Origin of the sequence: Celeribacter sp. (assembly GCF_048270365.1) — a bacterium.
In the GTDB taxonomy this organism is placed as follows: domain Bacteria; phylum Pseudomonadota; class Alphaproteobacteria; order Rhodobacterales; family Rhodobacteraceae; genus Celeribacter.
Genome location: NZ_JBLWTA010000048.1, coordinates 1 through 10,885 on the forward strand (window position 1 = coordinate 1; position 10,885 = coordinate 10,885).

The 10,885-nt window shown below is 61.2% G+C and carries 12 protein-coding genes and 1 pseudogene; 8 read left to right on the forward strand and 5 right to left on the reverse strand.

Features of this window, described 5'->3' with window-relative positions; all coding sequences use genetic code 11:
- Positions 1-781: VapE domain-containing protein (locus ACN0X0_RS22000; RefSeq protein ID WP_417280990.1), on the forward strand; the 781-nt coding region annotated here is incomplete at its 5' end.
- Positions 782-814: 33 nt separating this feature from the next.
- On the opposite strand, the gene ACN0X0_RS22005 is transcribed toward ACN0X0_RS22000, so the two are convergent.
- Both ACN0X0_RS22005 and ACN0X0_RS22010 read right to left on the reverse strand, forming a co-directional pair.
- Complete coding sequence (locus ACN0X0_RS22005) at positions 815-1,885, reverse strand: helix-turn-helix domain-containing protein (RefSeq protein WP_417280991.1); 1,071 nt, start codon at positions 1,883-1,885, stop codon at positions 815-817.
- A 7-nt stretch (positions 1,886-1,892) separates the two neighbouring features.
- Positions 1,893-2,513: a hypothetical protein gene (locus tag ACN0X0_RS22010; RefSeq protein WP_417280992.1), complete on the reverse strand. Its 621-nt coding sequence runs from the start codon at positions 2,511-2,513 to the stop codon at positions 1,893-1,895.
- 506 nt (positions 2,514-3,019) lie between these two features.
- Here ACN0X0_RS22010 and ACN0X0_RS22015 point away from each other — a divergent pair.
- From ACN0X0_RS22015 to ACN0X0_RS22025, 3 genes are read left to right on the forward strand one after another with little or no spacing between them, the layout of a single operon-like run.
- Entirely contained in the window at positions 3,020-3,541 is a 522-nt protein-coding gene (locus tag ACN0X0_RS22015) for a crossover junction endodeoxyribonuclease RuvC (protein ID WP_417280993.1), read from the forward strand.
- The gene (locus ACN0X0_RS22020) at positions 3,538-3,738 is read left to right on the forward strand and encodes a hypothetical protein (protein ID WP_417280994.1); all 201 of its coding nucleotides are present in this window, start codon (positions 3,538-3,540) and stop codon (positions 3,736-3,738) included. The genes ACN0X0_RS22015 and ACN0X0_RS22020 overlap by 4 nt, the downstream gene beginning before the upstream one ends.
- On the forward strand, positions 3,731-4,195 hold the full coding sequence (locus tag ACN0X0_RS22025; protein WP_417280995.1) for a DUF6362 family protein: 465 nt from the start codon (positions 3,731-3,733) through the stop codon (positions 4,193-4,195). Before ACN0X0_RS22020 ends, ACN0X0_RS22025 begins: the two co-directional genes overlap by 8 nt.
- A gap of 8 nt (positions 4,196-4,203) precedes the next feature.
- Here the strand turns inward: ACN0X0_RS22025 and ACN0X0_RS22030 are convergent, their stop codons facing one another.
- Together ACN0X0_RS22030 and ACN0X0_RS22035 are read right to left on the reverse strand one after the other, a co-directional pair.
- Positions 4,204-5,409, reverse strand: a complete 1,206-nt coding sequence (locus tag ACN0X0_RS22030; RefSeq protein WP_379145053.1) for an IS256 family transposase — start codon at positions 5,407-5,409, stop codon at positions 4,204-4,206.
- A gap of 172 nt (positions 5,410-5,581) precedes the next feature.
- Positions 5,582-7,129 (reverse strand): reverse transcriptase domain-containing protein, encoded by a 1,548-nt coding sequence (locus tag ACN0X0_RS22035; protein ID WP_417280996.1) that lies wholly within the window; start codon positions 7,127-7,129, stop codon positions 5,582-5,584.
- 660 nt (positions 7,130-7,789) lie between these two features.
- Here ACN0X0_RS22035 and ACN0X0_RS22040 point away from each other — a divergent pair.
- The 4 genes and pseudogenes from ACN0X0_RS22040 (at position 7,790) to ACN0X0_RS22055 (ending at position 10,457) form a co-directional block, all read left to right on the forward strand.
- Complete coding sequence (locus ACN0X0_RS22040) at positions 7,790-9,043, forward strand: site-specific DNA-methyltransferase (RefSeq protein ID WP_375698017.1); 1,254 nt, start codon at positions 7,790-7,792, stop codon at positions 9,041-9,043.
- A gap of 4 nt (positions 9,044-9,047) precedes the next feature.
- Positions 9,048-9,548 (forward strand): annotated as a pseudogene (locus ACN0X0_RS22045) (DNA cytosine methyltransferase); the annotation flags it as partial.
- Between the two features lie 205 nt (positions 9,549-9,753).
- Complete coding sequence (locus ACN0X0_RS22050; protein ID WP_417280998.1) at positions 9,754-10,236, forward strand: hypothetical protein; 483 nt, start codon at positions 9,754-9,756, stop codon at positions 10,234-10,236.
- A complete protein-coding gene (locus ACN0X0_RS22055; RefSeq protein WP_037207621.1) occupies positions 10,233-10,457 on the forward strand; it encodes a DUF7220 family protein in 225 nt (74 codons plus the stop codon). The genes ACN0X0_RS22050 and ACN0X0_RS22055 overlap by 4 nt, the downstream gene beginning before the upstream one ends.
- A 50-nt stretch (positions 10,458-10,507) precedes the next feature.
- Here the strand turns inward: ACN0X0_RS22055 and ACN0X0_RS22060 are convergent.
- Positions 10,508-10,885, reverse strand: a 378-nt coding sequence (locus ACN0X0_RS22060; RefSeq protein ID WP_417280997.1) for a DUF3489 domain-containing protein, incomplete at its 5' end; no start/stop codon positions are given.

Sequence of the window (10,885 nt, forward strand, 5' to 3'; positions counted from 1 at the left end):
CCCGCAGGCCGCGCGCAAGTCGACAGCCATCAAGGTGCTGGCGGGTGAGGACTGGTTCACCGACGAACTGCCCGAGCTTGGGTCAAAGGATGCCGCCATTCACATGCAGGGCGTCTGGATCTTGGAAATTGCCGAACTCGACGCCATCGGCCGAGCCGAGGTCTCGCGCATCAAAGCCTTCCTGACCCGCACCACCGACCGCTTCCGCCCGCCCTATGGCCGCTATACCGTCGAGGTGCCGCGCCAATGCGTCTTCGCAGGCACCGTGAACCCCGACACCTATCTGCGCGACGAAACCGGCAACCGCCGCTTCTGGCCGCTACGCTGTGGAAGCATCGACATCGCCGCAATCGCTCGCGACCGGGATCAACTCTGGGCCGAAACCGTCCACCGTTTTCGCGAAGGGGCGATCTGGTGGATCGACGATCCGGCGCTGCTTGCCGAGGCTCATGGAGAACAGGAGCGCCGTTACCAATCCGACGCTTGGGACAATCTGATCGAGAATTGGCTGACGCACGAGGTCCGCACAGTGTCCGACGGCTACCCGGACTACGGCAATTCCCGCACCGAAAGTGTCCCGCGGCCGGAACCACTGAGCGACGTATCGGTCGGCGAGATCCTCGATGAAGCGATCGGGCTCGAACCCGGACGTTGGACACGTGGCGACCAGATGCGTGTCTCGGCCTATCTCAAAGCCAACGGCTGGGAGCGATATCGGCGGCGCGACGAGGGAGGGCGCGCGGCTGGTCGGGAGTGGCGGTATCGGAAAGCCCAGACGTAGTCATCGCACGTCTGGGCATCCCGATACCTCTTTCTACACGGCTCGCAGCGGCCCTCTTTCCTGCCGCTCACTCCCGCCATCATCGGCGGTCAAGCTCCAGATAAGCCCCTCTACTTCTCCGAGCGGGAGGCCGAGTTCTCGCGCAATGTCAGCCTTGGTTACGCGCTCCTGCCAGAGCATCGTAAGCACCTGGCGCCAGACCTTTGATTTCTCGCGACCGATGCCGTTCGGTTCACCGGTGCGGTAGCCGCGCTTCGTTAGGTCGATGCAGATCGACTTGTATTGCCACTCCGAAAGTCGCTTCAGCTGATGAAGGCGATAGGCCATCGCCATTGCCGAAACACGCCATCGGGCTTTGGCGCGAATGACGGTATCCGTTGTCACCCGCCTCGGAATGCGGGCTATGACATCTTCGGCGGGCATCAGGAACGCCGAAGCAAAGGCGTTTGCCTCACGCTCGACATTTCGTCCCTTTTTTGGGTCGCCATGCTTGTGCATGACGAGGTGAGCCAGTTCATGTGCGGCATCGAAACGACTGCTTTCGGCGGTCTTGAAGTTGTTCAGGAACATGTACGGCTTGCCGCCGCGCCAGAAAGAGAAGGCGTTGACCGACGCGGTATTCTCGGTAAGCGAAAACAGCCGAATTCCTTTGACTTCCAGAAGCGCCATCAGGTCAGCGATGGGTTGCTGCCCAAGCGCCCACTGCTGCCGCATGTGCGACGCTGCCACCTCAGGGTCGCTTTCGTACGACAGATCGATCAGATCGGGCTCCGGCAAGCCAAATCGCTCCTCGACCCATCCGGTCAGCATGAGCCCCACCGATCCGGCGCCAAGAGAGGCATCGCGCTCCTTGGCCGTCATCTTCGAGAATGAGCGGAAACTGACAGCACCGGGATCGACGGCATCGACCTTGGGTCCGAAGAAGAATTCTTCCGGGAATCCAAGCGCCTCTGCCAGCTTCCCCACCGTATGCGGCTCAGGCTCGTTCCGCCCCTGCTCGAGACGTTTGATGGTGTCGACGCTAACGCCAGCCTGTTCGGCAAGCGCTTTCGCCGTTAGCCCGCGACGCGCACGAGCCAATTTCAATCGTGATTCTTCAAACATGTGACGCCTACTTGCGCACGATCTTGGGCTCGAAATCCTCCGCGATGCCGTCGTCGTCGAGATTCAGGAGCATGTCTTCTTCGTCGCCTTCGGGAAGCAGGAAGATGCGCTCCACTGCACCTTCGAAGGTCTTGCCCGAAATCTTGGGCCGGGTGAGTTCGGCCCGTCCCATATCGTCGACCATGAGGTAATAAAACGCGAGCCCCACGGCATCGTCACGGACGAAGAAACGAAGTTCTTCCGGATCGAAAAGCATCGGGCCGCAGGCACGTTCGGACGCAGCACCCTTGTCCGAGCGCGGCTTCGGCGCCTTGTCGCCACAGGCGCGATCGACGTTGCAGAACCCGATCTTCAGCCCTTTCAGGTCGTTGCGGATGGTCTCGACCCCGTCTTTCCGGTCGATGACCCATTCGTCACCAATGAACTCCTCGCGGAGAGATGCGACGCCCTCGTGATAGCCGAAGGTGCCTGCCGCGTTCGAAGGATGCAGTGCCGTCGCGTTTCCACTCGCGGTGCGAGCAGCGCGGACCGAGTTGATCAAACCCTCCATCGACAATCCCATCTCGGCGATGCGACGGTCCACATCCCAAGGCTCACCCAGTATCTTCGTTTCAACCCATCCTGCCATGCTCGATTCCTCATGCCCGTTTTTTCAACCTACTTGTAGGTCAAAAAAACGGGCAAGGTCAAGATGGCCCTTGTCCCCAAGTGTCCCAACAACCCCGGTAGACCCAACGCTGCCCCGACCTCCATCTCGCGTTGGGGACACAAGAAAGTCTGCAGAAACAACGGGGTCCCCAACCTCATGCTATTTTCCCAACCTATTGATGACCATTCATGTGGAAGGATGAAAATCGTCGGGGCCTTACGATTCCATGTAAAAGGAGATGTCCACCCGTTGGGGACACAACGGTTGGGGCGCCATTCTGTCAACTTATTGAATTGGTATAACAATGAGGTGTCCCAACCCTCATGCACCTTGGGTCTTCGCGGCCAGAGGTTGGGGCTGGGGCCTAACAGCGGCGATTGTTTCCCTCGAACCGCGCGTCGTCGTTTTCGCTTTTGGGCAGACTCGGTGCATGCTAAATCTGACCGCGACCGAAGCCGAAGGCCCACAGTTTGTGAGCCTTCACCATGAACACAACGATCTCCGCGCAGGAAGCCCGCCCCGAACAGGGGCGCATTTTCATCTCCTGCATCCTTGCCCTCGATCTCGGGACAACGACAGGCTGGGCTTTGCGTGGCCATGACGGCCTTATCACCTCCGGCACGACGTCATTTCGCCCCGGACGCTTCGACGGCGGCGGCATGCGGTATTTGCGCTTCACAAACTGGTTGACCGAGATCGACAGGCTATCAGGCCCCATCGCCGCGATCTGGTTCGAGGAAGTCCGTCGTCACGCGGCCACCGATGCAGCCCACGTCTACGGCGGGCTGATGGCCACACTGACCGCATGGGCAGAACTCCGCGGCATCCCCTATGAGGGCGTTCCGGTCGGCACCATCAAGCGCCATGCCACCGGGAAGGGCAACGCCGACAAGGTGGCGATGATCGCGGCCGCGCGGGCGCGCGGGTTCAGCCCCGCCGATGACAACGAGGCGGATGCCATCGCCATCCTGCATTGGGCGATCGAAACGAACGGGGGTGTCGCGTGAGGTGGTATCCCCGAGGCTACGGTGGCACCCGGCGTGATCCAGATCGCGTCAAGCAGGACGGCTGGCATGACCATGGGCTACTGGCCGTGTCCATCGACGACCCACGTCTCACCTGGCCGGAGCAGGAACTGGTCCGCCAGCTGGGCGAAAAACTCTACGGCCCGCGTATCGTGCCAAGGGAGATGGCCAATGGGTGATTGGACCCCGGCCATGGTCGAAGCGCGCCTTGAGAGCGCGGCCGATGTCTTCCGGTCGCTGCCCGAGGTGAAGCCACAGGGCTACTTCAACGCCTGGCCCGAGTATTTCCACAGCTTCGCCGATCAGGTCGGCCAGGAACCTCGGATGCGGCGGCCGAAGCCCGGCCCACGCGACATCACCCAAGCCGACGACGCTCTACTGTGGTTGCGCTGGCTGGACCCGGCTGACGCGCGCCTAGTGTGGCTCCGGTCGAACCGTAAGCCATGGAAGCCGATCTGCTGGGAGTTGGGTATCAGCCGCGCCACCGCCAACCGGCGCTGGCAATATGGCATCGCGGTCATCGTCTGGCGGCTGAACGGCAGACGCGTGCCGTCGAAGCGGTCGATGGAGTTCGTGGCGACCCGAGCCAAGCATGGTCGCGTCCGTCAAGGTGGTGTAATTTTCCGGATGGCCTGAGGGCATGATCAGGCGGCTTTCGTTGTGATGCTGAGAATGGGGTCGATCTCCTCCTTGTCGATCTGGGCGAAGGCTTCGACCATCATGTATCGACTGGCGGTCTGCCATTCGTCGTTCTGCTCGAAGAGCACGGCACCGATCAGGCGCATGATGGAGGCTTCGTTCGGGAAGATCCCGACGACATCGGCGCGGCGCTTCACCTCCTTGTTCAGGCGTTCGATCGGGTTCGTGCTGTGCAGCTTGGTGCGGTGCTGGCGTGGGAAGGACATGTAGGCCAGCACGTCGTGCTCGCTGTCGTCCATGAGGTCGGCCAGCTTTGGCCATCGCGGACGCAGTTGTTCGGCCACCTTGCGCCAGGTTTCACCGGCATGGGCGCGGTCGGGCTGATCGAAGGCCTGGCGGATCGCGGCGGCGATGACGGTGTGCTGGCCACGCGAGACATGCGCCAGCGCATTGCGCATCCAGTGAACGCGGCAGCGCTGCCAGGTCGCCTCGAATACCCGGGCGATGGCAGCCTTGAGGCCGGTATGGGCGTCGCTGATGACCAGCCGCACGCCTCCGAGCCCGCGGGCCTTCAGCGACCGCAGGAACTCGGTCCAGAAGGTCTCGGCTTCGGACGGACCAATGCCCAGGCCGATGATTTCCCTGCGCCCCTCGGTGTTGGCAGCGACGGCGATTATGGCCGCCACGGGCACGATGCGCCCGCCCTGGCGCACCTTCAGATAGGTGGCATCCAGCCAGAGATAGGGCCAGTCGCCGGTCAGCGGGCGGTTGAGGAACTCGCCGACCCGCTCGTCGATATCCTTGCACAGCTTCGATACCGTGCTCTTGGAGATGCCCGACAGCCCCATGGCCTGCACCAGCTCGTCCACGCGGCGGGTCGAGACGCCACCGATCCAGGCTTCCTGGATCACCGCGACCAGCGCCTGCTCCGAGGTTTTGCGCGCCTCCAGGAAGCCGGGAAAGTAACTGCCCTGCCTGAGCTTCGGCACCCGCAGGTTCAAGGTGCCCAAACGGGTATCGAGAGCGCGCTCTCGATACCCGTTCCGCCAAGTCGTGCGCTCACCGCTGCGTTCATGCCGTCCGGCGCCGATCAGCCCGTCGACATCGCTCTCCATGATCAGTTGAAGGACGGCTTCGGCAATGCCGCGCAGAAAGTCGCCCTGATCGTGCTTGGCCAGAAGCTCGGACAGGTCCATGTTGGATTTGGTCATCGGGTTCTCCGTATGGTTCGTGGTTGAAGCGTCGAAACTCCACCTCGACCATACACCTCGATGGCCACACGGGATTACACCGATGAAGGCGCAGAAATTACACCACGTCCTCGGACGCTAACCCAAGCATCTTGCAGAGCGATAATTGAGGTTGCAGGAACCCGCCTCGCGCTCAGTAGTCGAAGATGTCGTCAAGGTCCGTGTAGAAGCCATACTTCGGCGCTTCGACTTTCTCGAGACCGAAGGTGTAGAAGTGCTTTCGTGCGGCACGCCAACCTCGAACCAAGCTGGGAACTCTCGCCTCTGGTTTCGGATCGCCTTTCCAAGCGGCTGGGTCCAGCCATTCTCCGGTCGCAAGCTGCTTGTTAGACGGCAACGGACAATTCACACCATACTTCGAGTGCAATATTTCATTTCGAGCACGCATGGCGCGCCGAACAATGTTCAGTATCCAGCCATCCAGCTCCTTCAGGGGCGTAGGATCCTCCAGCAGGCAGTAGAACCCCATCAATCCCTTCATCTTGGGTAGCCTCTTGCCGTCATGAATGAATGCGTTTAGCTCCATTTCTGACAAGCCACCATAAAGAGAGCGACGCATCTCATAGATCAAGCCAAGAAGGTCCCAATCATATACTGGCGGGACCACACTGCATCTGCTCTTGTTGAAGCCAGTCGAAATATAATGAACCAAGTATATATTGGAAAGGCGCGAAACACGACTCTTTATTCTGCTGACTGTTTTGTCGGGGACTGTGAGTCCGTCTGGAGAAAAGCGGTACCCAAGATAATCAAAGTGAGCAAATGTTCTAAGCTCCTGCGCGCGAGGTGAAATAATGGCAACGCCGGGGGATTTTTCAGAATTTACCTTTAATCCACTGGTTCTGCAGTGATCAAAGAAACATTTCTCGATCAATTGCGCCTGCGAATAATCTGAGCACAAGGCCACTACGTCGTCTGCAAAGCGAACAAAACGACCTGCTGAAGCGGTCAGTTCAACGTCAAGGTCATGGTTGGCGAGATTTGCGAGCAGCAACGATACCGACGAACCTTGAGGTGTTCCCTTGTACCTCCTCTTAAATTTACCAGAGCCATACTGACTATACTCTGCGAACTGATGATGCATGAAGCGATCAAAAATATGCTTCTCATGCGGAGTTAGGCTCACCTGTCCCGAGTCTTCGATTTTCCCTCTTAAATAGCCGGCAGGAATATTATCGAAATATTTCTCGAAATCGATCTGAACGGCAAACAGTTTTCCACGATGGTCGTACTCACTTAGCGCCAGGATGGCATCGAATACATTCTTGTCCGGATGATAGGCGTACGAAGCGGGGGAGAGCCGCTTCAGGTTGCGACCTCGCGCACGACGTAGCACAACATTGGCGAGGGCAGCGTCCGGGATAGCGAAACCCATGACTTCTCGTGACGAGCCATCGGGTTTCGGAATTTTGTAGCATACAGCCGGAACCGGCTCGTATGCTCCGGTCAAGACTTTATGCCAGATCGTCTTGGCGAGGAAATTCGCATTCCGAGAGCAGTACTTGGGGTCAAAGTGCCTTGAGATTGGAGCGGCAGGCTTTCGGGAGGATGGCCCAGCGATAAGTCCCGTGCGTTTCGTGAAACGCTCCTGATACTGCTCCTCTAATTTTTCCGATCTTTCTTTCTTCTCGAATGCGCGTTTTGCAAGCCTTTTGATTTCAACTTTAATCGCGTTCTGCATGAATATTCCTGACTAGGTCGGCGGCGAGGGCGGAGAGTCAGGGAGTCCGACAAGATGATCCACCTCGTCGTCGCGCTCATCTCCTTTGTCTAGGACAGAAGACTTGCACGTCATCGGCAACCTGGTCGCCCGGTACTTTGCCCCCGCCGCCTCGGCTACTACGCCAGTGGTAAAATGAGTATTCGGTCCGAGCTGGCCGGTCAATGTCAAGTTCGTTGCGTGACCGCGACTTATTGAATTCTGTCAAGATCACCTGTCTTGGCGAGACACTTTTCTCCGAGACACCATACCCCAAGACAGATCGCGTCCAGGACGCTACAGATTCAATATGCTCGGAAGAGGAGCGCGCAGGCACTGGCCGCGCCGCTGGCTTCCGGGGTCCAGCGAGGGAACCAGTCGGGGTCCGAACTGCCAAGCCTTTGATATCTTGGTTCCTTCCTGGCAATATTCGTATGCTGGCGGGCGAAGCGCGCAATATCGCCAGCGACAGGGCCGGTTTTTTGGGAAGCCACCCTGGCGGGCATCCACCCGCGATCTTCTGAAAAACCACAACAAAACAAACTCTTGGAACCGGACACGTCCGGTGGCCGCTGGACCCTTTGCGGAGTCCAGGCTGGCTGCTGGTGTCCGGAGTCCACCCGATTGAGGCGAACCGACATCATGACGCTGAGCTTTGCCCCGGACGCGATCGAGATGTGGCCGCTGGCCAGGCTCCAACCCTACGCGAAGAACGCGAAGGCGCATGGCGCGGACCAGGTCGCGAAGATCGCTGCCAGCATGGCGGAGTTCGGCTGGACCGTGCCATGCTTGGTCGCCGACGACGGCGAGTTGATCGCGGGCCACGGCCGGGTGCTGGCCGCCACGCAGCTCGGGCTGACCGAGGCGCCTGTAATCGTTCTGGGCCATCTGACCGAGGCACAACGCCGGGCCTATCGCATCGCTGACAACAAGCTGACGGAACTCGGGACCTGGGATGAGGCGCTGCTGTCGGCCGAGCTGAACGACCTTATGGCCGAGGATTACGATCTGTCGCTGATTGGTTTCGATGACGCGGAGCTTGAGGCGCTGTTGGCTGGTGAGGTCGATCCAGATGCCGCGTCCCGAGAGGGCGAGGACGATGTTCCAGAGGCCCCCGAAACCCCTATCAGCCGTCCCGGCGATCTCTGGGTGCTGGGCAAGCATCGGTTGCTCTGCGGAGACGCGACGGTGGCAACGGACGTCGAGCGTCTACTCGGCGATGTGACACCACTGCTGATGGTGACCGATCCGCCATACGGCGTCGAATACGATCCCGGCTGGCGCAACAAGGCAGGAGCGGCCGCGACCAAACGCACCGGCAAGGTGCTGAATGATGACTGCGCTGATTGGCGCGAGGCCTGGGCGCTGTTCCCGGGCGATGTGGCCTATGTCTGGCACGGCGCGCTGCATGCGACGACGGTTGCGGAGAGCCTCGAGGCCTCCGGCTTCAACATCCGGTCCCAGATCATCTGGGCCAAGGATCGTCTGGTGCTCAGCCGCGGCGATTATCATTGGCAGCACGAGCCGTGCCTCTATGCCGTGAAAAAGACCGGCAAGGGTCACTGGGCTGGCGATCGAAAACAAACGACGCTGTGGCAGATCGCCAACAAGGATCAGGACGCTGAAACCGTCCACGGGACCCAGAAGCCCGTCGAATGCATGCGTCGGCCAATCCTGAACAATTCTAGCCCCGGACAGGCGGTCTATGAGCCCTTCATGGGGTCCGGCACCACGCTGATTGCGGCCGAGACCACGGGCCGCGTCTGCTTCGGGATCGAACTGAACCCGGCCTATGTCGATGTCGCTGTCCAGCGCTGGCAGCAGTTCACCGGCCAAGAGGCCGTGCTGGACGGGCCCGGCCAGACCTTCGCCGATCTGACGGCGAACCCACGCTGAGGCGATGCATGACCTGGCTTTACCTTCCTCCGGAGGCGCTTGCGGAGCCGGAGACCTGTTCGGCCTCTCGCTCTGTTCCGGTGCAGGCGGGCTGGACCTCGGGCTCACCATCGCCTTGCCCGGATATCGAACTGTGGGCCATGTCGAACGGGAAACCTACGCCGCGGCCATTCTCGTGGCGCGGATGGAAGAGGCGGCCCTGGATCCGGCACCTGTCTGGGACGACGTTGGAACCTTCGACGGCCGCCCATGGCGCGGCGCTGTGGACATCGTCACTGCGGGCTATCCGTGCCAGCCGTTCTCCGTCGCGGGTAAACGCCGGGGCGCGGACGACCCGCGCCACCTCTGGCCGCATGTCGAGCGGATCATCGGAGAGGTCGAGCCGCCCTTCGTGTTCCTCGAAAACGTCGCCCATCATCTCCGCCTCGGCTTCCCCGAAGTCGCCGCAGGACTGGTCGGCATGGGCTACAAGCTTGCGGCAGGCCTCTTCACGGCGGCGGAAGTCGGCGCGCCGCACAAGCGCGAGCGGCTCTTCATCCTCGCCATCCGCGAAGGGGACCAGCTGGCCGACCCCGCGCGCCTGCTCCGGCACCCGGTCGAGTGGCGGGAACCGGACGGAGCTCCTGCGGCTTTGGCCGACACCGAGGGCCAGCGCCAACGAGAACCGGCAGACGAAGCCGACGCCGTCGCAGGCAGCGGGGCAGCACGGGATGAACCTGGCGACAACGGCCGCGATGTGGCCGACGCCGCAGATCGACAGCTTTCGCAGCCGGGGCGGTGCCCGGAAACACGAGAAAGGCTTGGACGGGATGGCCCGGGACTGGCCGACGCCGATGGCGACCGACGGCAACAAACCGAGCGCGGGCAACCGCAAATCGGCCGACCTGACCAGCGCCAGCCAGATGTGGATGACGCCGACGGCGCGGGATCACAAGGACGGCGCGACGACATTGGCGAACACGCCGGTGAACGGCCTGCTTGGCCGCCAGGTCCTGGTGACGCCGATGGCTGGGAGCGATACCTCCGAGCCACGCCGGACGCTGAACCCAGCATTCGTCGAGGCGCTGATGGGCTGGCCCACCGGGTGGACCGCCTTCGGCTCTGCGGCAACGGCGTGGTCCCACTGGTTGCCGCGCATGCGCTGCGAACTCTCGCAGCTGAACTGCTGGCCGATGGATGAGGTGGTGGCATGAAGCAGTCGCGCCTCATGTCGCTGGTCGAGTCCGTTGCCAACGTATTTGTCGGCTACGGCGTCGCGGTCGTAACCCAGATCCTGATCTTTCCGATCTTCGGGCTGCACACGACGCTGGCGCAGAACCTGAAGATGGGCGCGATCTTCACTGTGGTGAGCATCGCGCGATCCTTCGCCCTGCGGCGGGTGTTCGAAGCGATCCGAATGCGAAGTGCCAAATGACGAACCGCCGCCCAAGAAGGACGGCGGCATGGTTTGATAGGACTGATGCTTCAGGCGGCGGGCAGTTTGTAGACGCGCCCCCGATCCTTGACCTTCTCTGAAGTCACCTCGAGCCCGAGCTTTTTCTTGAGCGCGCCGGACATCGCGCCGCGCACGGTATGTGACTGCCATCCGGTTGCTTCCATGATTTCCGCGATGGTTGTGCCGTCTGGCGCGCGCAACATCGCGATGAGGGTAGCCTGCTTGGTGCCTTCACGCGGCATGCGGGCCTTGAGTGCCGCGTCCTTGGTCGGTTTGACCTCCGAGCTGTCAGGCTCAATGCCGATGGCGGCAAGGCCTGCGCCGGTGGCGATCAGCGTGATGCCGTGACCGTCGCCGGTCTCGCGCCAGACGGGCTCGCCGTTGCGCATATCGACCTCGACCTCTTC

What these genes read in the sequence shown, in the direction of transcription:
- ACN0X0_RS22005 (WP_417280991.1), bottom strand. Translation starts at nt 1,885, where the DNA reads ATGTTTGAAGAATCACGATTGAAATTGGCTCGTGCGCGTCGCGGGCTA.
- ACN0X0_RS22010 (WP_417280992.1), bottom strand. Translation starts at nt 2,513, where the DNA reads ATGGCAGGATGGGTTGAAACGAAGATACTGGGTGAGCCTTGGGATGTG.
- ACN0X0_RS22015 (WP_417280993.1), top strand. Translation starts at nt 3,020, where the DNA reads ATGAACACAACGATCTCCGCGCAGGAAGCCCGCCCCGAACAGGGGCGC.
- ACN0X0_RS22025 (WP_417280995.1), top strand. Translation starts at nt 3,731, where the DNA reads ATGGGTGATTGGACCCCGGCCATGGTCGAAGCGCGCCTTGAGAGCGCG.
- ACN0X0_RS22030 (WP_379145053.1), bottom strand. Translation starts at nt 5,409, where the DNA reads ATGACCAAATCCAACATGGACCTGTCCGAGCTTCTGGCCAAGCACGAT.
- ACN0X0_RS22035 (WP_417280996.1), bottom strand. Translation starts at nt 7,129, where the DNA reads ATGCAGAACGCGATTAAAGTTGAAATCAAAAGGCTTGCAAAACGCGCA.
- ACN0X0_RS22040 (WP_375698017.1), top strand. Translation starts at nt 7,790, where the DNA reads ATGACGCTGAGCTTTGCCCCGGACGCGATCGAGATGTGGCCGCTGGCC.
- ACN0X0_RS22050 (WP_417280998.1), top strand. Translation starts at nt 9,754, where the DNA reads ATGAACCTGGCGACAACGGCCGCGATGTGGCCGACGCCGCAGATCGAC.
- ACN0X0_RS22055 (WP_037207621.1), top strand. Translation starts at nt 10,233, where the DNA reads ATGAAGCAGTCGCGCCTCATGTCGCTGGTCGAGTCCGTTGCCAACGTA.